A 19,882-nucleotide genomic window follows, 5' to 3' on the forward strand; every position below is an offset into this window, starting at 1 on the left:
AGGTGTCTACATAAACCGGGGTTATTCACTAGCGGTCTAGGGGGCGAGTGGCGTGTTAGCGTTACAGTCACGCTCGGCTTACATACAATCGACGAGATCCCGAATGAGCACTGTTGGCAAAGGACATAACAACAATGCTGAATATTGATGACGACATCGAAACCGTACGCGCATCTCGTGCTGGCCACACCTTCCATGAGCGATGGGCTGCTAGACGAGCGCTGCAACTCGTCTTTCCTAATGATGATCTTTTTGCGATCGCCGTCGAAGGAATTTCATCAACTGAGACTGCAAGACCTGGAGCCCAAGCCGAAGAGGTTGCTGACCTTGTCCTCTATTATGGTCGTGGGGACAATTTTCAGGCATGTGAACGACTCGAGACCGTTCAATTCAAGTACAAGGTTCGAGAAGAAGCTGTCACTGCGTCGTATCTCAAAAAGACCATCGAGAAGTTTTCCGACACGATACTCGGCTATGAGAAGGATTTCTCAGCTGCCGAAGTCGACAAAAAGACGTCATTCATCTTCGTCACGAGCGCTGAGTTTAAGGACAGCCTCTGGGAAGCAATAAAGTCCCTCATTGAGGGAACGAACCCTTCATCCTCCGACGCAGCCACTCAATTTCGAAACCTTAAGAAGTGGTGCGCAAAGCGCGGTCTTTCAGATGCAAGCCGTCTCTTCACGAGGATAGTTTTTCGAGCTGGAGAAAAGAGTCTTGCGGCTCAAGATAACGCCCTCAAGCGCACACTTACCGACTGGTCGGCAGGTGCTGACTTGGAGGCTAGGGGGCGTATTCTCGGCCTCCAGGAGCTCGTTCTAAAGAAAGCTGGCCCAAGTGGTCAGGGTAAGAATCTGATTCATCGCGAAGATGTCTTGGACGCTCTCGACTGCGAGCCGGAGGATCTCTTTCCGGCTGAGACCCGCTTCATCGACGTGGGTGAGGTCGTTGAGAGAGTTGAACTTTCGATCACCAGCAATCTGGTCAAGGAGTCAGATCTACCCGTCTTTGTTCACGCGGAAGGAGGGGTAGGTAAAACAGTATTTGTCCAAAGTCTCGCAGCAATCATGGCGAGCGAATTCGAGGTTGTCGTTTTTGATTGCTTCGGTGGTGGTTCATATCGCTCGGACAATCATGCCCGGCATCTCCCCAAGATCGGGCTGGTGCAAATCGTCAACGAATTGGTCTCGCGGACCCTATGTGATCCGATGCTGCCTGGAGGGGATGACAGTCGCAAAGTCATCAAGGCGGCGTGCAAACGGCTTTCACAGGCAGCGACGGCGATTCGGACTCAGTCGAGCAAACTGGGTTTGCTTATCATCATTGATGCTGCAGATAACGCTCAACTCGAAGCGGATGACCGCCATGAGGAGTCGTTTCCGAAGCGTCTTCTCGCCGCTTTACACGAGGAACCGATTGATGGTGTGAAGCTGCTTCTTACGGCGCGCCCCTACCGTAAGGATAAGGTCATTGACTGCGCCAGGGTTAGCGAGATCGAGCTAGGACCATTTACAGATCCAGAGGCCCGTGAGTTTTTGAAAAGCCGGAAGCCAGATGCTTCCGAGGTGGCAATAGCCACTGCCTTGGCTCGATCTGGTCGGAACGCACGAGTCCTTGATTACCTCGTTCAAACCTGGGACACGAATGTTCTGGGTGAAGCTTCGATAGCCAATATCACGGTCCCAGAGATCATTGCTCAGCGTTGCAGCAAGATCATCTCGGATCTGCATATTGCTGGATGGCCGGATTCAGAAATAACTGAATTTTTCGTCGCCCTGTCACTTCTACCTCCGCCCATCCCACTTGAGGAACTGGCGCGCGCACTGGGGTGGCCAGTGGTCCAGGTGAACACCGCCGCATCCGATTTGGCTCCAATGCTTGAGGTCACATCGCACGGTGCGATCTTCAGAGACGAGCCCACGGAGTCTTATATTCGGGAGACATTTTCTGAGCGGCCTGATGCACAAAGAGCTATTGCAGACCGCCTTCTAGCGTCACAAGCGATTTCAACCTATGCCGCTGAAGCGTTACCGCACTTTCTTGTCGTGATCAAAGATAGCGATCGAGCCTTCGCACTCGCCGACTCAGTCAGCTTCCCGAGTTCGGTGCAGTCGGAGTTTGGCCGGCGCAGGCTTACACTCGCCAGGCTTCGTGCGGCGTTCAGACTGGCTGTGGCAGAAGATGACTTTGACCGAGTGCTTGGCCTCAGTATGAGGTTAGGGCAGGTTGCTACGGCCAACATGCGAGGCGACGAGTTCATTCGTCGTTCGCCAGCTCTGGCAATTGTGCTAGGAGACTCTGACTCCTATCGTCGCCTCTTTGCTGATCGCTCTGGATGGCGTGGTGCTCGAAGCGCTCGGTTGACGGTTGCGCATCGTTTTGCGGGGGACTCGCAAGAGGCACAAATCCAATGTGAGAGCACAATCCGGTGGATTAATTGGCATTCCGCTCAGCTGTGTGACGAAACACATCGAGACTTGGCCGGCCCAGAAGTTGGTGACTACTTGGCGGTGCTTTTTCACCATGTTGCTCAGGGTGAGTTCAGCAGGGCCGATCACAACCTTGCTAGCTGGAGTGATCGCTTCTCAATGTCGGCAAGCGACGAGCTTTTCCAGCTGCTAGAGCTGCTCGATCAGGCAAGCGGCACGTCGATACTTTCTGATTTTGTCTCGTTTGCCGTAAGCAACGAGTGCACGTCGCAGGCGCTTAAGATGCAGCTATTATCGCAGCCCCGTTACCTTCGAAAACAGCAGGTGAAGTTACTCGCAAATGCGATTGTCACTTCCGCTTCTTCCATAAGCGAAGAGATCGAGCGCTTTCCAGCGGGGCTCGAGCGAAGCAGAAGTTACGTTGTGGATGCAGCTTTAACGACACTCTTCCACAGTTCGCGAGCCGCTGCTGCGGCTATCATCCGCCACACACCAGTAACTCGTCCCGCAGCATTCGAATACAACGAGCGTTTCGGACACTCGAGTATTTGGGGCTCCATTCTTAGCGCCTGTATTGGTGCGTGGTCGGCTGGAAGAAGGGTTGCCTATCATGATTTGCTTCCTAGGGAAGTGAAGGTCAACAGGCAGGCGAAAGCTGTCTCGACCAAGAAAGAGTTGCAGGTGTTCTTGAAAGCTCTTCGCGAGCCCATTCCAGAGCACGCGCGTGAGAAGGGCGATAAGAACAAACTGAGAGCGAGGTTCAGCGACCGAGAATGCGAGGACATAAGTAGAGGAGTCGAGCTGGCGCGAGAGCTTACTCGGCCAATTGAGGATGCCGTTCTCTCTCGGACGTCTCTCACGGAAACCAGTGTCAGCGAGTTTTTGCAGGCGTGGCGCAAGCACTTGCGGAATGATATTCACTGGCGAGCTGAAAGCGCAGTGGATTTGCTCGCTCGCTCAGTCGGTTTCGGTTGCATGCATATCTTGCTAGAGCAAGCACCTGCGATATCTTCCGAGCAGGCTGCGACCATGATTGACTTGGTTTCCACTGGGCGGTTCTTTGTCCAGCAAAAAATCGACTTGTTAGGCCAGCTCGCACATCGATCTAACCTCCACGCTCTTGCAGGTGAATTTGCACAGCATGTCGCAGAGGTTATCCGTCAAGATGACAATATCGGACAGCGTGGGGATACCTACGTAACACTTGCTGCTTCTCTTGTGCCGATGAGTATTGATGAGGCTCGAGAATACTATCGGCAAGGTCTTGCTCAGTTGGATCAGTTGGGCGGAGAGAGCTATGAACTAATCTACTCACTTCTTGAGCTTGCAAGTGCCCAGAAAGGCGGCTTTCTCAAGCCTGTGTTGGCTCAGCGACTGATGAATCTCTGTCAGACTATCGCGAGTAGCGAGCCTAGAAAGTTCGGGTGGACAGCATTTGCGCGTGCCGCAGCCCAATCCATAGGATTTCCGGCGATGGCAAAGCTCGTGCGTTGGCACGACCAGGATGTGGCGGATCTTTCATATGGAATGCCACAGCTTGCATGCTTTCTTGCTAAAAATAAGAGTCTTGATCCACGTCGCGCGGCTCTCATCCTAACGCTTTGTGAGGATCATGGTTGGTGGGATTGGCGTTCCGGAGATGGGGTTGCTGATCTACTGAAACTAACTGCCCCTTCGGCTCAACGAAAGGTTTATCAGGCTATCGTCGCCAAACTGAAGGCAGAATACCCTTTCGGTGGTTGGCCCTCACTTTGGGAAGGCTTCCTCGAAACAGGCAATCAATTTCCGAACGTAATTACTTCAGAAGAGCGTGAGGATATCCAGCGGCTATGGGTAGAGTCTAAGCGCAGCCAGGATGAATTTAACAGTCGCAATAGCTCGTCGCCAGCCTTCCGAGGTGTTCAAACCCCGAAGCCAAGCGAGGCAGAGATTGATGATCTCATTGCAGCGCTGGTAGCGGCTTGCGATCCAACCTCGGCAAGTTCGATCGACAAAATATTGAAGATCATCAAGAAGGACCACAATCTTTCGTACTCGGATCGGCAAAGTTTTATCAGTAGAGTGAGCGATGCCTGCCCATACCCAAGGCGCTTGGCTTTTTTGTTCGCAGTTTGCGATGCGGCCGAGCTAGGTTTTACTCAGTCGCTGGATATCCTCGCAGAGCGTTTCACGGCATGGAGTGGCTCATCCGCCCATCTTACTTCTAATACGGCGGCGCTAGTTGAGCGGTTGTTTGAGAGCAAGAGTGTCGAGCTGTTCGAGGATCAGTTCTCTAAAATCTCACGTGACATTCGCCAGCTGTCGGACTTCTGTGGTGACAAGCGGTTTGTATTGAGGCTCATTCTTCGCAAGGTCGCTGCGGATGAGGTGGAGCTCGGTGGTGACGAATGGATTCAACTATCGACTGCGCTGTGTGACGTGGCATCAGGTCAAGCTAGCCTCGATTCGCTTGAGTTGCTGTTGTCCGGGCCGGCTGCCCGCATCGCTGACGAGATAGGAGAGGGCCCGCTACGGCCTGAGCAAGAAATCAGTGGCAGCGAAGCAGAGTTCGTGTCTGACCTCATTTGGCATCGCCTTGGGAACGAAGATGCTTACGTCCGCTGGGCCGCCGCGAGAGGGCTAAATACACTTATCGAACTAGGGCTCAACAATGAGCTCAGTTTGTTGCTCGATCGCTTTGATCAAAGAGAAGTGGGATTCCTTGCCTCCGCAGAGTTGAAGCTATCCTTTCAAAACTCTCAGCAGTGGTTGCTTATGGGACTTGCGCGGGTTGCCGCACGACATGGAAAAATACTCGAACCACTTAGGCCCAAGCTGGTGGCTCTTGCTCAGCGAAACGACTTGCATGTCATACATAAGGTTCACGTCGCCAGGTGTCTTCGGAATATCAATGGGGACAATGCCGATGACGCAGATTTAGCTGCGTTGCGCGAGCAGATCGACAATCCCCCCCTCGGTTTTCTTACTAGTGACGGTTACCCAGCTGCCGTAAATCCTACATCAGGATTTGAATTCGACTACGAATTTACTAAGCACGAGATCAGCGGTCTTGCTCAACTTTTTAATGTGTCAAAGGGAGTAGTTCAAGATGCTCTCGCTTCGGAGATTACGCTCCGATGGCCGGAGGCTGACTCGATGGATTACTTCCCAGGCCGGGAGCGGCACCATTGGGATCATGGGAGTCGATATGAGCTTTATCGGGAGCATGTTCAAAGGCACGCATTGCTTAGTGCCGCTACAAGCCTATCAAAGGCTCTACCAGTAGTTATTCGGAGCTATGACGCTGATGGTGAATCACCGTGGAAGAAATGGCGTGATCGTTACGATGTCACATTCGAGGATGGTATATGGCTGTCAGACCGTAAGGACTCTGTACCTCAGCAGGCGAAAGAAAACCTGTTAGGTGAAAGTGTGGGTCGGCAGGAGGTGCTGCAGGAGCAGGGAATATTGCTGCGAAAATTAGGCTATGTGACCGATGATAGCGACGCGTTTTTCCCACTATATGGCCGCTGGTCCTCGCCTGATGGAGTGTCGGTAAGCATTACTTCGGCGCTGACTGAAAGACGAGGAGCGATAGGTCGGTGCATGGCATTAGCCAAACAGCCTAGCCATGATCTTTGGCTACCTGAGTTCTGGGATGAAGGGTATTACGACCGCCGGATTCGCCAGGAGACCCCTTTCGCTCCATTTGTGTGGGCACCTGAAATCCACAGTCTTGGTATCGATGTAGGAGAAGAAATCGCTGCTCAGGGGGCGGGGAGAAGACCGCGGCTTGGCGTCAACCTCACAAATAGCTTGGGGCTGGTGAATCAGTTACACAGTAATGAGTGGCGCACGAGAACTGGACGATTGGCTTTGAGAAGCCAGGTATGGGGCAGTTGGAAACCAGATCCCGATGACGGCCGTTCGCACCATCATGAGGACGGCGAGATCTTATGGGCTTCGCCCGCATGGCTTGCAACGACATTGCCCACTCTCAATCGACAACTTGTATTCACCGTAAGGCTTTGGAAATCCAAGTCATCGCGCGACTACAAGCCTTCAAACGACCTCAAATCAATCCGAGTAGGACTGCGCTCCGATGACGGCTCGTTAAGGCTTTGGCCGGCAAGGAAGGCTTCGAAAAGTGGCTATTGATGGAGTCAAGGCACGTTACACCAATGCAATTACCCTGGTTCTAGCAGCTCCGACAGACGAAACCCGCGAGATCCTGACTGGCCCGGCGTGGCTTGAGCCAGATTTTTCGGCCAAGATATCGAATTGCCCCTAAATTAGAGACACCTTTGAGCGTCCGCTTTTGGCCGGAAGCAGACGTTGGTATTGCATACGAATATGCCACCCCCGGGTGAAGTGACAACAGAAGAGCAGATATCCTCCATATCAATCTAAAGGCTGCTTATCCAAACGCTCTGTTTAAGGGACCAGACATGAACGTTGAAATCATCGAGTTCAGAAAATTGCTAGAAGCCGGGCGGCGTTACCTGGAAGGCACCGCCACCCTCGCCGAACTAAACGGTCGAGTCAGGGCAACATTGGAGGCCGGACACTTCTGGGGAGCATCAGCGCCACTCATGGAAGTCGCCCGAAACTGGGAACACATGATTAACCGCGCCTGGAATGAAATGGGCGAGCACCACGCTCCGCTGACCGAGGTCCAGTTCAGCGAGTGGTTGCGGCAGCAGTTCTACTTCCCAGTCCGTGACAGCCAGTTTTCAGTAAACGAAAGAGCAGTGCATTGCGCTTCCGCTCAGTCGCTCGCTCAAAACGTCGGCGGCGTTATCACCCACAACACCACCGCATCCTCCTCCCCAGGATTCCCATACTTATGCGGTTCCTGGCTGGAGAAACTAAAACTATCCCCCTCACTCAGCTGAAAATACCGCTCGCCCACCCACAGCTCAAAGCTCCCCGACAGCACATACCCGGCTTCCTCGCCCTCATGGCTGTAACTCTCCTTGCTGTAGGTCCCCGGCGGAAACCGTGAGTGCAAAAACTCCAACTGCCGGGTCGGCTGCGGGGTCAGCAGTTGATCGATAATCCCGTTCTCATAATTCACCTGCAGCCGCTGTTTTTTGCGTACCACATAGCCTTGGTCTTCGGGTGCGGTCTGGGTTTCGCTGGCGAAGAACCATTGGATGGTCACGCCCAGGCTGCGGGCGATGTTGAACAGGGCGGGGATGGAGGGGTAGGCGAGGTTGCGTTCCAGTTGGCTGATGTAGCCGGCGGTGAGTTCGCTCTGTTGCGCCAGTTCGCTCAGGGTCAGGCCGCGGCGTTTGCGCAGGCCGCGAATGCGGGTGCCAAGGAACTGCGGGCCGCCAGGGGCCTGGTTGTCGCTGCCGGGCTCGGGCGCGGTGCTCGCGGGCGGCGTCTTGCTGCTTGGGTTCATGGCGGGCTCCAGGCCAGGAAGGCGGACGCGTCCGGGCGCCCGTCCTGCAAAAGCCCTGGAGTATAAAGCAGCCTCAAAGCGCCCAGGCGACTTTCAAGCCTTCGTGGATGGCTTCTTCGACGGTGCGCGGTGCCAGGCAGTCGCCGATGCGTTGGAAGGGCACCAGGCCCTTGAGTTGTTGGCCGAGGTCGTCCACGGATTGGTGGCCTTGGCACAGGACCAGGCTGTCGACGTTTTCCAGGAGCATGGGTTCGCCGCTGGCGGTGTGTTGCAGGTAGACGGTGCTGTCGTCGCAGCCGTAGAGGCGGGCGTAGGGGATGATCGGGACCGCCAGTTTGTGCAGTTCGCCGGCCAGTTGGTCGCGCACGTACAGCGGCAGGTTTTCGCCACAGTGGGTGCCGTTGACCGCCAGTTGCACTTGGTGCCCGGCGCGGACCAGGCGCTCGGCGATGCCGGGGCCGATCCAGTCGCAGCGCCAGTCGGCCACTACCACGCTGCGGCCCAGTTGCACTTCGTCCCGCAGTACTTGCCAGGTGTCCACCACTTGCAGGTCGCCGCCGCGTTCGAAGTTCGGCCAGTAGGGTTGGGCGCCGGTGGCGATGATCACGTGGTCGGGCTTTTCGCGCTCGATCAGGGCGCGGTCGACCCGGGTGTTGCGCACCACCTCCACGCCGGCCAGTTGCATTTCCCGTTGCAGGTTGGTGCTGGCGCCGCCGAATTCGCTGCGCCGGGGCAGCAGTTGCGCCAGTTGGATCTGGCCGCCCAGTTGCGCGCTGGCTTCGTAGAGGGTGACGCGGTGGCCGCGTTGGGCGGCGACGGCGGCGGCTTTCATCCCGGCCGGGCCGCCGCCCACCACCAGGATGCGTTTGCCGCGGGCGCTGGGCTTGGGCTGGCCGTAGAGCAGTTCGCGGCCGGTTTCCGGGTGCTGGATGCAGGAGATCGGCAGGCCCTTGTGGAAGTGGCCGATGCACGCCTGATTGCAGGCGATGCAGGCGCGCACGTCTTCGGCGTGGCCGCTGTCGCTCTTGTTGGGCATTTGCGGGTCGCAGATCAGCGCGCGAGTCATGCCGCACACGTCGGCCTGACCTTTGGCGATGATCGCCTCGGCTTCCTGGGGCTGGTTGATGCGCCCGGTGACGAACAGCGGGATCGACAGCCTGGCCTTGAAGGTGCCGGCTTCCCGGGCCAGATAGGCCGCTTCCACCGCCATGGGCGGGACTATGTGCACCGCGCCGCCGAGGGAGGCGGAGGTGCCGGCGACGATGTGCACGTAGTCCAGTTGCCCTTGCAGCAATTGCACGGCGGCCAGGGATTCGTCTTCGGTGAGGCCTTCGGGGTCGCGTTCATCGGCGGAAATGCGCAGGCCGATGATGAAGTCGGCATCGGTGCTGGCGCGCATGGCGTCGAGGATTTCCCGGATAAAGCGCAGGCGCTGTTCCAGCTCGCCGTTGTAGCCATCGCTGCGGCGGTTGACCCGCGGGTTGATGAACTGCGCCGGCAGGTAACCGTGGCTGGCCACCAGTTCCACGCCGTCCAGCCCGGCCTGATGCAGGCGCCGGGCGGCGTCGGCGTAGCCCTGGATGATCTCGTCGATCATGTCCTGGTCCAGGGCCCGGGGCATGACCCGGAAGCGTTCGTTGGGCACCGCCGAAGGGGCGTAGGCCACGGCCAGCAGGCCGTCGGCGGACTCCATGATTTCCCGCCCCGGGTGGAAGATCTGCGACAGCACCACGGTGCCGTGGGCGTGGCAGGTTTCGGCCAGGCGCCGGTAGCCGTCGATGCAGGCGTCGTCGGTGGCCATCAGCACGTGGCTGGTGTAGCGCGCACTGTCGTGGACCCCGGCCACCTGCAGCACGATCAGGCCGACGCCGCCTTCGGCCCGGGCGCGGTGGTAGGCAATCAGCTGTTCGTTGACCAGGTTGTCGGTGGGCATCGAGGTGTCGTGGCCGCTGGACATGATGCGGTTCTTCAGGCGTTTGCCACGGATCTGCAAGGGTTCGAACAGGTGCGGGAAGGCGCTGGTCATTGCGGTGGCTCCAGGCGGGCCAAGGGCAGGGGGCGGGGCCTTGGCGTTGTTATTGTTGGCCTATCAAAATTTACCGACAGTAAAAAATCAACTTGTTTTTTTACTAAGGCTTGCAGTAGCTTCGATTTGCGCCCGCTCCCGCGGCCAACCTCACAACAATAAAAAAGGGCTGTGCCGGCGCCTGCCGGTGTGGCACCGCGACGAGGATTCACAGAATGAAAGCGCTCACCCGCAAGCACGGTTGTTCTTTCCTGGCCCTGAGCCTGGCCTTGGGTCTGACCCTGGGCCAGCCGCTGATTCAGAACAAGGCCCAGGCAGCCCCCGACATGGTGGTCGTGGCGTACGGCGGAGCCGGACAAAAAGCCCAGGATGTGGCGTTGTTCCAACCCTTCAGCAAGGCCGATGGCAGCAAGCTGATCCAGAGCGAATACAACGGCGAAATGGCCCGCATCAAGGTCATGGTCGACACCGGCAACGTCGACTGGGACCTGGTGCAGATCGAAGGCCCGGACCTGATGCGCGGCTGCGACGAAGGCATGTACGAACCCCTGGACTGGAAGGCCCTGGGCCGTGCCGAGCAGCTGATTGCCGATGCCGCCCAGCCCTGCGGCTCGGCGGTGCTGGTGTGGAGCGTGGCCATCGCCTACGACCGCAACAAGCTGGCCAAGGCGCCGGCGTCCTGGGCGGATTTCTGGGACGTCAAGCAGTTCCCCGGCAAGCGCGGCCTGCGCAAGCGCGCGGTGTACAACCTGGAATTCGCCCTGATGGCCGACGGGGTCAAGGTCGAGGACGTGTACAAGGTCCTGGCCACGCCGCAAGGGGTGGAGCGGGCCTTCGCCAAGCTGACCGAACTCAAGCCCAACATCCAGTGGTGGGAAGCCGGCGCCCAGCCGGGGCAGTGGCTGGCCGCCGGTGATGTGGTGATGACCTCGACCTACAGCGGCCGCATCGCCGTGGCCGCCCAGGCCGGCGCGCCGCTGGCGGTGGTCTGGCCCGGCAGCCTGTACGGCATGGACTACTGGGCGATCATCAAGGGCTCGAAACACGTGGATCAGGCCAAGCGCTTCATCGCCTTCGCCAACTCTCCCGAAGCCCAGGTCAACTACGTCAAGCAGATCCCCTATGGCCCGACCAACACCCTGGCCGCGGCCAAGCTCGACCCGGCCCTGGCGCAGTGGGTGCCGACCTCGGAACAGAACCTCAAGGACGCCCTGGCGATGAACGTGGAGTTCTGGGTCGACCATGGCGAAGAGCTGGAAGAGCGCTTCAACGCCTGGGCCAGCAAGTAAGTGCACCGGGCTGGACGCCTGCGGGCGTCCGGTCCTATTGTTTGCGGGCTCTTTTTACCGGCCCCGTTTGCCCGCCCACCTGCCTGGAGGACTCCAACAATGAACAATATCGCTCCCAGCCCCCACGCCCTGACCGAGCGCAGCAGCACCGAGCAGCGCCTGCGCGAAGAGTTGGCGGCCTGCTACCGCCTGATCGCGCACTTTCGCATGACCGACCTGATCTTCACCCATATCTCGGTGCGCTTGCCCGGGCCCGAGCATCACTTCCTGATCAACCCCTACGGCTTGATGTTCGATGAAATCACCGCCTCCAACCTGGTGAAGATCGACCTCAATGGCGAAGCCGTGGAGCCGTCGCCGTACCCGGTGAACCCGGCGGGTTTTGTGATCCACAGCGCCATTCACGGCGCCCGGGAAGACGCCCAGTGCGTGCTGCACACCCACACCAAGGCCGGATGCGCGGTGGCGGCGCTCAAATGCGGCTTGCTGCCGGTGAACCAGATTTCCATGGAGTTCTATGGCCGCGTGGCCTACCACGACTACGAAGGCGTGGCCCTGGACCTGAGCGAGCAGCAACGTCTGGTGGCCGACCTCGGCGACAAGAGCGTGCTGATGCTGCGCAACCATGGCCTGCTCACCGTGGGCGAAACCGTGAGCCAGGCGTTTTTGCGCATGTACTACCTGGAGAAGGCCTGCGAGATCCAGCTGGCGGCCCAGGCAGCAGGGGAGATCGTGCTACCACCGGACGCGGTCTGCGCCCACACCGAACGCCAGTTCAACGACCCGGGCCGGCCGCTGCAGGAAGGCGAACTCAACGACCCGGACGCCATGCAACTGGCCTGGGCAGCGTTGTTGCGCCTGCTGGAGCGCATCGCCCCCGACTACCGCGCCTGACCCCACGTGGGTTTGTATCTACCTGTAGCCGCTGCCGAGCCATGGCGAGGCTGCGAAAAGGCCCGCAGGGCCTTGCCTGGCGATCTGCAGCCGAACCTGTGTCGCCTTGAAGATCGTTGCGTCCCTGCGACGGAATGCCGCCCAGACCGTTCGCAGCCTGCGGCAGCGTCTACAGAAAGCGGTGCGGCTTGGGCGGCCACACAAACGCTGGATAGCCACGGAAGGCCTGTTGTACAGTCGTTCAGTTTCAATTTCCCGCCACCGCCCAAGGAACCCGCCCCATGAGCCAGGAAGCGCGCTTTTCCCGCCTGGAACCCGACCTGCGCAAGGCCGAGCTGATCGAGGCGACCCTGACCTGCCTCAAGCTCCACGGTTTCCAGGGCGCGTCGATCCGCAAGATCTCCGCCGAGGCTGGGGTGTCGGTGGGGCTGATCAGCCATCACTATTCCGGCAAGGACGAGCTGGTGGCCGAGGCCTATCGCGCGATCACCGGGCGGGTCATGACCCTGCTGCGCGAGGCCATGGAGCAGGCCGAGCCCGATCCCCGGCAGCGGCTGTCGGCGTTCTTTCGCGCCTCGTTCTGCGCCGAACTGCTGGACCCGCGGCTGCTGGATGCCTGGCTGGCCTTCTGGGGCGCGGTGAAGACCGCCGAGGCGATCAACCTGGCCCACGAACATTCCTATGGTGAATACCGCAACGAGCTGGCCGGCCTGCTGGGCCAGTTGGCCGGCATTCAGGGCTGGAAAGGCTTCGACGCCGATCTGGCGGCCATCAGCCTCAGCGCCTTGCTCGACGGCCTGTGGCTGGAGTCCGGGCTCAACCCGGGGACCTTCAGCCCACAGCAGGGCGTGCAGATCTGCGAGGCCTGGGTCGAGGGGCTGCTGGCCAGCGGCGGGCGCGGTTTCGCTGTGCCGACATAGGGCTGTTGATCGGTTGTTCAGTAATGGCTAGGCTGCTGCGCTGTAGGTGGTTTCTCTAATAAAAATAATCAGGAACACAGGCGATGACTCCTCGGGTATTGATCGTCGATGACGATCCGCTGATTCGCGAGCTGCTTCAGGCTTATCTCTCTCAGGAAGGCTACGACGTGCATTGCGCCGCCACCGCGGAGCAGGCGGAGAGCTTTCTCGGCCAGCACACGGTGGACCTGCTGATGCTGGACATCCGCCTGCCGGGCAAGGACGGCCTGACCCTGACCCGGGAGCTGCGGGTGCGTTCGGAGGTGGGGATCATCCTGATCACCGGGCGCAACGACGACATCGACCGCATCGTCGGCCTGGAATGCGGCGCCGACGACTACGTGATCAAACCCCTCAACCCCCGCGAGCTGGTGTCCCGGGCCAAGAACCTGATCCGTCGGGTGCGCCAGGCCAACCCGCCCCAGGCCCCGGCCAACAGCCCGAGCCCGGTCAAGCAGTTCGCCGACTGGGCCCTGGACACCGACCGCCGCCGGCTGATCGACCCGCGGGGCGCTGAAACCCTGCTGACCCACGGCGAATACCAATTGCTCAGCGTGTTCCTGCGCAACAGCGGCCATACCCTGAGCCGCGACCAGTTGATGGACCAGATCCGCAACCGCGAATGGGTGCCCAGCGACCGTTCCATCGACGTGCTGGTGGGCCGCCTGCGGCGCAAGCTGCACGACGACCCGGCCGAGCCGGAGCTGATCATCACCATCCACGGCGCCGGTTACCTTTTCACCGCCAGCGTGGCGGCCTGAATTGCTGCGTCGCGCGCTGGTGCTGTGCCTGGGCCTGTGCCTGATCCCGCTGGCCGGCGCGACCTGGGCCGAGCCCGCGCCGCAGCCCCAGCCCGTGCTGCGTTATTGCGACTACCCGGTGTACCCACCGATTTCCTGGAGCGACGGCAGCCAGGTGCGCGGCCTGGCACCGACGGTGGTGCGCCAGGTGCTGGGGGACCTGGGCTATCAGGTGCAGGTGGTGGTGCTGGGCAACTGGAAGCGCTGCCTGCTGGACGCCGCCGCGGGCCGGGTGGATGTGGTGCTGGCCTACAGCACCGGCCAGCGCCAGCAGGACCTGTTGTTTTCCCGGGTGCCGGTGCTGCGTGAGGAGGTGGCGCTGTTCGTCAACCGCCGCAACCTGCCGAGTTTTACCCACTTGCAGGACCTGACCGCCTACCGCGGCGGCCTGCTGTTCGGCGAGAGCTACGGCCAGGATTTCGACCGCGAAGTGGTGCAGCACGGCAATATCGAATGGGTCTCCAGCAGCCAGCAGAATTTCGGCAAGCTGATCCGCCAGCGCATCGATTTCATCCCCCATGAACGCCGCACCGGGCAGCTGTTCATCGAGCAGTTGCCGGGGGCCCAGGACATCATCGCCTTGCCCCAGGCGGTGAGCGTCGACTACCTGCGCCTGGCGGTGTCGCGCCATTCGCCCCTGGCGCCGCGCATGGCCGAGATCGACACCCAGTTGCAGCGCCAGGTGGACAGCGGGGCGATCCAGCGCTGGCTGGCGCAGAGCCAGGACGGCTACCGCGCCATGCTCAAGGCCCAGGTGGAGGGCCGGCCATGATTGCGCTGCGGCCCAGCGGCCTGTTGCGCCGCCTGCTGCTGTTTATCCTGCTGTTCAGCCTGTGCTTCACCGTGCTCGCCAGCAGCGTGCAGCTGTACTTCGAATACCGCCGGGAAATGCGCGACATCGACAGCCGCATGGAGCTGATTCGCGCCGGTTACCTGGGCAGCCTGGAACGCAACCTGTGGGACCTCAACCAGGAGCAGCTGACCGTGCAGTTGCAGGGGCTGGTGGACTTTTCCGATGTGGCCCGGGTGCACTTGATCAGCAACGACTTCGACTTGCAGCAGGGCAGTGCCGAGCTGATCGGGCCGCTGCGGGTGGAGCGTTTCCCCCTGAGCTACCAGCCGCCGTCCGGGCCCTTGCGCCAGTTGGGCGAGTTGCAGGTCAGCACTGATCTGGGGGCAGTGTATCGGCGCCTGTACGCCACCGGGCTGGCCAGCCTGTTGTGGATGAGCGTGTTTCTCTGCGGCTTGGCGGTGGCCTTGTCCGGGCTGTTCTACCGCCTGGTGACCCGGCACCTGCAAGTGATGGCCGATTTCGCCCGGCGCGTGGCGGCCGGCGAGCTGCACGAGCCCCTGCACCTGGACAAGCGCCAGCGCCCCGGCGGCGATGAGATCGACACCGTAGCCCGGGCCCTGGACGACATGCGTCGGGCAGTGCTCGACGATGTGCAGCGCCGCGAAGCCGACCGATTGGCCTTGCAGGACAAGCGCGACGAATTGCAGAAAATGGTCCAGCGCCGCACCGCCAGCCTGATGCACGCCAAGGACGAGGCCGAAGCCGCGAACCTCGCCAAGTCGCGCTTTCTGGCGACCATGAGCCATGAACTGCGCACCCCCTTGAATGGCATCCTCGGCATGGCCGAACTGCTGCGTTCGGCGCCCCTGGGCAGCCAGGATCGCCAGCGCTTGCAGGCCCTGCACCAGGCCGGGGAGGGGCTACTGAGCATCCTCAACGAAGTGCTGTCCTTTGCCCGGTTGGAGGAGGGCGAAAGCCGCCCGGAAGTGCGGGACTTCTCCCTGCGTCAGTTGCTGGAAGAAGTCACCACCTTGTTGCAGCCCCGGGCCGAGGCCAACCGCACCCGCCTGGAATTGCACATCGACGAACAACTGGCACCGCGCCAGCAGGGCGCCGAGCAGTACCTGCGCCAGGTGCTGAGCAACCTGCTGGCCAACGCCATTCGTTTTACCGAAGACGGCTGGGTGCGGGTCGAGGTGCAGGTGCTGCACAGCGCCGCCGAGGGCCAGCGCCTGCGCTGCTGCGTGCGCGACAACGGCATCGGCATTGCCGCGTCGATGCGCGAAAAGATCTTCGAGCGTTTCGTCCAGGCCAGTGATGAAGTCAGCCGCCGCTATGGCGGCACTGGCCTGGGATTGGCCATCTGCAAGCACCTGCTGCAGCAACTGGACGGACGCATCGGCGTCGACAGTGAGCTGGGGCAGGGCAGTTGTTTCTGGTTCGAGCTGGCGTTGGGCATCGGCCAGGAGCCCTTGTCGGTGCCCGCGCTTGAGTTGCCGACGCAGGCTTTGAAGATCCTGGTGGTCGAAGACGTGGCCCTGAACCGCGAAGTGGCCAGCGGCCTGCTGCAGCGTGACGGCCATCAAGTGTGGCTGGCTGAAGACGGCGAGTCGGCTCTGGCCTTGTGTCAGCAGCAAGCCTTCGACCTGTTGCTGCTGGATGTGCACTTGCCGGGCATCAGCGGGGTCGAACTGTGCCGGGAAATCCGCCAGCGTCCCGGGCCCAACCGGCAGGTGCGCATTGTCGCTCTCACCGCCAGCGTCCAGCCGTCCGTGGTGCGTGGTTATCTGCAGGCCGGGATGCAGGGCATTCTCGGCAAGCCGTTGCAGCTGGAGAGCCTGCGTCAGGTGCTGGCCGGGCAGGTGCAGATGCCGCAGGCCGACACTGAGGAGGGCTTGCTCGACCAGGGCTTGCTGGACACTCATCGCAGTCTGTTGGGCGAGCAGAAGTTGCAGGACCTGCTCCGGATCCTGGCCGATGCCCTGGATCAGCAACAACCACTGTTGGCCGACGCCCTGGCCGCCGAAGACTGCACCGAGGTCCTGCACCTGGCCCATCGGCTGGCGGGCAGTGCCGACTCCCTGGGGTTTTGCGCGTTGGCCCGGGTGCTGCGGGAGTTGGAGGAGGCGGCGCAGCAGGCGGATCGCCCGGCTCTGGCGTCCCTGGCGGCGAGGCTGCAGCAGCCCTGGCAAGAGTCTCGGGCCTTGCTGCAGCGCTTGCTGGCGGCCTGACGTACAAAATCCTTACGACTTTTTACATCTTCGATCTTTTGCTTCAACCCGAACTTACATGGCTTTCCAATAATCGCTTGAGCCGCGCCCGCCGCGGCCTTCGAAGCTTATTGGAGATAATAATAATGAACTGCCTGCAAGCTGCTTGTACCCCACGCCCCGTCCCATCGCCCCGCGCCCTGCGCCTCACCGACTGCTGAGGTGCACCATGACGACCAGTACTGAACGCAAAGGCATCCAACTGACGCGCTCGCTGAAGAGCCGGCACATTTTCATGCTGTCCCTGGGCGGCGTGATCGGCACCGGGCTGTTCATGGGCTCCGGGGTCACCATCAACCAGGGCGGGCCCTGGGGGGCGATCCTCTCCTACCTGGTGGCCGGCTTCCTGATGTACCTGGTAATGGTCTGCCTGGGCGAGCTGTCGGTGCAGATGCCGGTGTCCGGCTCGTTCCAGGCCCACGCCACCAAGTACATCGGCCCGGCCACCGGCTTCATGATCGGCTGGGTCTACTGGATGAGCTGGGCCACCACCGTGGGCCTGGAGTTCACCGCCGCCGGCATGCTGATGCAGCGCTGGTTTCCCGGGGTGCCGATCTGGTACTGGTCGGCGCTGTTCGTGGCCTTGCTGTTCGGCATCAACGCCCTGGCCACCAGGGCCTTTGGCGAGGCCGAATACTGGTTCGCCGGGGTCAAGGTGCTGGCGATCCTGAGCTTTATCGTGGTGGGCGCGCTGGTGATCTTCGGCGTCATCGACCTGCCCAGCGGCGCCCCGGCGCCGATGTTCGACAACCTCAAGGGCGACTCCCTGTTCCCCAACGGCCTGCCGGCGGTGTTCGCGGTGATGATGACCGTGGTCTACGCCTTCCAGGGCTGCGAGATCATGGGCGTGGCCGCCGGTGAAACCGACCAGCCGGAAAAAAGCATTCCGCGTGCCGTGCGCAACGTGGTGTTTCGGGTACTGATCTTCTATGTCCTGGCGGTGATGGTGCTGGCGGCGATCATTCCCTGGCAGCAAGCCGGACTGGTGGAGAGCCCCTTCGTCCAGGTGTTCGACATGGTGGGAATTCCCTACGCCGCCGACCTGATGAACTTCGTGATCCTCACGGCGATTCTTTCGGTGGGCAACTCCGGTTTGTATGCCTCCACGCGCATCCTCTGGGCCATGTCCAAATCCGGCATGGCGCCCAAGGCCCTGTCGCCCCTGAGCAAACAAGGCGTACCCCTGCGCGCCCTGTTCATCACCCTGTGCTTTGCCCTGATCTCGTTGATGACCAGCTTCATCGCTGCCGACACCCTGTTCATGGTGCTGATGGCGGTGAGCGGCATGGCCGGCACCGTGACCTGGATCGTCATTGCCCTGGCCCAGTACCGCTTCCGTCGCCAGTTCCTGCGCGAAGGCGGGCAACTGGAGCAGCTCAAGTACCGCGCGCCCTGGTTCCCTCTGGTGCCGCTGCTGTGCATCGTCCTGTGCAGTTCGCTGTTCGTGTTCCTGGCCCTGGATGAAACCCAGCGTCCGTCGCTGTACTGGGGCTCGGGCTTTATCGCCCTGTGCTACGGCGCCTACTACCTGATGCAGCGCAAACGCCAACTGCAACCTGCAGCCGCCGTGTAGGAGCCGGCAGGTACACCACTCAGGCTCCCGTAGGAGCCGGCTTGCCGGCGAAGAGGCCCTTGAGCCCTGCATCGCCTGGGCCTGCGCTTTCGCTGGCAAGCCAGCTCCTACATTAAGCAGGCACATCCCACAGCCCCACCCCGTAGGAGCCGGCTTGCCGGCGAAGAGGCCCGCAAGCCTTGCATCGCCAGGGCCTGCGCCCACGGGGGCCCAACCACCGCAACTTCCTGCGGTCCTTTGCGCAGCCTCGCAGGCTCGGCAGCGGCTACAGAGCCCGCGCGGGAGGTTGTAGGCGGTTGTTCGAAGTTGTAACAGAGGAGCCCGAAGCAACGATTGATTCTGATTAATGTCTATTTAAAACAACGAGTTATGTATTTTTTCCAGAATGGAGACAGGCCTCGATCAACCAATTGCTGCCTTGTTGAACACTCGTTTAGTATGGCCCTCACATCACCTCCCTCACGCCAACCACAATAATTCGAGGACGCACATGACCCCTTCATCGTCGCTGCTCAGCCGGGTCGAAGCCGGCGTAGCCTGGATCACCCTCAATCGCCCGGAGCAACGCAATGCTCTGGACATCCCCACCCTCAAGCAACTGCATGCCTTGCTGGAGCACTGCAACAGCGACCCGGCGGTACGGGTGCTGGTGCTGACCGGCAGCGGCCGCAGTTTCTGCGCCGGGGCCGATCTGGCGGAATGGGCCGAAGCCGAGGCCCGGGGCGCCCTGGAAAGCTACGGCTGGACCGAAACCGCCCACGCCTTGATGACCTGCCTGCACAGCCTGGACAAACCCACCATCGCCGCCATCAACGGCACGGCGGTGGGCGGTGGCATGGACCTGGCGCTGTGCTGCGACCTGCGGGTGGCGGGGCAGTCGGCGCGGTTCAAGGCCGGCTACACCAGCATGGCCTACTCGCCGGACGCCGGGGCCAGCTGGCACCTGCCGCGCTTGATCGGCAGCGAACAGGCCAAGCGCCTGCTGTTCCTCGATGAGTTGTGGAGCGCCGAACGGGCCCTGGCCGCCGGTTTGGTCGGCGAGGTGTGCGCCGACGAACAACTGATCGGCAGCGTCAGCGAGCTGGCGGCGCGCCTGGCCACGGGCCCGACCTTCGCCTTTGCCCAGACCAAGAAGCTGATCCGCCAGGGCGCCGATCGCAGCCTGGCGCAGCAACTGGCCGCCGAACTGGCCGCCGGCCTGCTCTGCGGGCGCAGCGCCGACGGCGCCGAAGCCCTGCGTGCCGTCAGCGAAAAACGCCCGCCACGTTTCCAAGGGTTGTAGGGGCGGTCGGGCGGCGTTCCGCTTGCCGGCGAAAGGGCCCCTGGGCCATGTGCCCATTTTGTAGGAGCCGGCTTGCCGGCGAAGGCGCCCGCAAGAACAGCGCCTGATTCAAGGGCCCGTTCGCCAGAAAGCTGGCTCCTACGGGACGGTGTTTTTCGCCAGATCGTCCTGCCAGATCACTCGT

General features: G+C 61.0%; 10 protein-coding genes and 1 pseudogene. 9 read left to right on the top strand and 2 right to left on the bottom strand.

What is annotated here, in order from left to right; translation table 11 throughout:
- The first annotated feature begins 134 nt into the window (after positions 1-134).
- Complete coding sequence (locus PFLCHA0_RS13820) at positions 135-6,563, top strand: NACHT domain-containing protein (RefSeq protein ID WP_015635392.1); 6,429 nt, start codon at positions 135-137, stop codon at positions 6,561-6,563.
- A gap of 622 nt (positions 6,564-7,185) precedes the next feature.
- Here PFLCHA0_RS13820 and PFLCHA0_RS13825 read toward each other — a convergent pair.
- A pseudogene (locus PFLCHA0_RS13825) lies at positions 7,186-7,745 on the bottom strand (cupin domain-containing protein).
- Between the two features lie 140 nt (positions 7,746-7,885).
- Positions 7,886-9,838: an oxidoreductase gene (locus tag PFLCHA0_RS13830; RefSeq protein WP_015635394.1), complete on the bottom strand. Its 1,953-nt coding sequence runs from the start codon at positions 9,836-9,838 to the stop codon at positions 7,886-7,888.
- Between the two features lie 215 nt (positions 9,839-10,053).
- On the opposite strand from PFLCHA0_RS13830, the gene PFLCHA0_RS13835 reads away from it, so the two are divergent.
- From PFLCHA0_RS13835 to PFLCHA0_RS13870, 8 genes are all read left to right on the top strand, one after another.
- A complete protein-coding gene (locus PFLCHA0_RS13835) occupies positions 10,054-11,127 on the top strand; it encodes an ABC transporter substrate-binding protein (RefSeq protein ID WP_015635396.1) in 1,074 nt (357 codons plus the stop codon).
- Positions 11,128-11,226: 99 nt separating this feature from the next.
- Positions 11,227-12,021, top strand: a complete 795-nt coding sequence (locus PFLCHA0_RS13840) for a class II aldolase/adducin family protein (protein ID WP_015635397.1) — start codon at positions 11,227-11,229, stop codon at positions 12,019-12,021.
- 281 nt (positions 12,022-12,302) lie between these two features.
- Positions 12,303-12,941 (top strand): TetR family transcriptional regulator C-terminal domain-containing protein, encoded by a 639-nt coding sequence (locus PFLCHA0_RS13845; protein ID WP_015635398.1) that lies wholly within the window; start codon positions 12,303-12,305, stop codon positions 12,939-12,941.
- Between the two features lie 83 nt (positions 12,942-13,024).
- Positions 13,025-13,741 carry a response regulator gene (locus PFLCHA0_RS13850; RefSeq protein ID WP_015635399.1) on the top strand — a complete coding sequence of 239 codons (717 nt, stop codon included), beginning with the start codon at positions 13,025-13,027 and terminating at the stop codon, positions 13,739-13,741.
- Between the two features lies 1 nt (position 13,742).
- Positions 13,743-14,552 (top strand): substrate-binding periplasmic protein, encoded by an 810-nt coding sequence (locus PFLCHA0_RS13855; RefSeq protein ID WP_015635400.1) that lies wholly within the window; start codon positions 13,743-13,745, stop codon positions 14,550-14,552.
- Positions 14,549-16,804 (top strand): ATP-binding protein, encoded by a 2,256-nt coding sequence (locus PFLCHA0_RS13860; protein ID WP_015635401.1) that lies wholly within the window; start codon positions 14,549-14,551, stop codon positions 16,802-16,804. Before PFLCHA0_RS13855 ends, PFLCHA0_RS13860 begins: the two co-directional genes overlap by 4 nt.
- Before the next feature lie 208 nt (positions 16,805-17,012).
- Complete coding sequence (locus tag PFLCHA0_RS13865; RefSeq protein WP_015635402.1) at positions 17,013-18,416, top strand: amino acid permease; 1,404 nt, start codon at positions 17,013-17,015, stop codon at positions 18,414-18,416.
- Between the two features lie 490 nt (positions 18,417-18,906).
- Entirely contained in the window at positions 18,907-19,698 is a 792-nt protein-coding gene (locus PFLCHA0_RS13870) for an enoyl-CoA hydratase/isomerase family protein (RefSeq protein ID WP_011061006.1), read from the top strand.
- Positions 19,699-19,882: the final 184 nt, after the last annotated feature.

The sequence above is a fragment of the Pseudomonas protegens CHA0 genome (assembly GCF_000397205.1).
GTDB classification, from domain to species: domain Bacteria; phylum Pseudomonadota; class Gammaproteobacteria; order Pseudomonadales; family Pseudomonadaceae; genus Aquipseudomonas; species Aquipseudomonas protegens.

Bases quoted from the DNA above. Each gene is read 5' to 3' on its own strand.
- PFLCHA0_RS13840 (WP_015635397.1), top strand. From the start codon at position 11,227: ATGAACAATATCGCTCCCAGCCCCCACGCCCTGACCGAGCGCAGCAGC.
- PFLCHA0_RS13850 (WP_015635399.1), top strand. From the start codon at position 13,025: ATGACTCCTCGGGTATTGATCGTCGATGACGATCCGCTGATTCGCGAG.
- PFLCHA0_RS13830 (WP_015635394.1), bottom strand. From the start codon at position 9,838: ATGACCAGCGCCTTCCCGCACCTGTTCGAACCCTTGCAGATCCGTGGC.
- PFLCHA0_RS13860 (WP_015635401.1), top strand. From the start codon at position 14,549: ATGATTGCGCTGCGGCCCAGCGGCCTGTTGCGCCGCCTGCTGCTGTTT.
- PFLCHA0_RS13820 (WP_015635392.1), top strand. From the start codon at position 135: ATGCTGAATATTGATGACGACATCGAAACCGTACGCGCATCTCGTGCT.
- PFLCHA0_RS13870 (WP_011061006.1), top strand. From the start codon at position 18,907: ATGACCCCTTCATCGTCGCTGCTCAGCCGGGTCGAAGCCGGCGTAGCC.
- PFLCHA0_RS13835 (WP_015635396.1), top strand. From the start codon at position 10,054: ATGAAAGCGCTCACCCGCAAGCACGGTTGTTCTTTCCTGGCCCTGAGC.
- PFLCHA0_RS13865 (WP_015635402.1), top strand. From the start codon at position 17,013: ATGACGACCAGTACTGAACGCAAAGGCATCCAACTGACGCGCTCGCTG.
- PFLCHA0_RS13845 (WP_015635398.1), top strand. From the start codon at position 12,303: ATGAGCCAGGAAGCGCGCTTTTCCCGCCTGGAACCCGACCTGCGCAAG.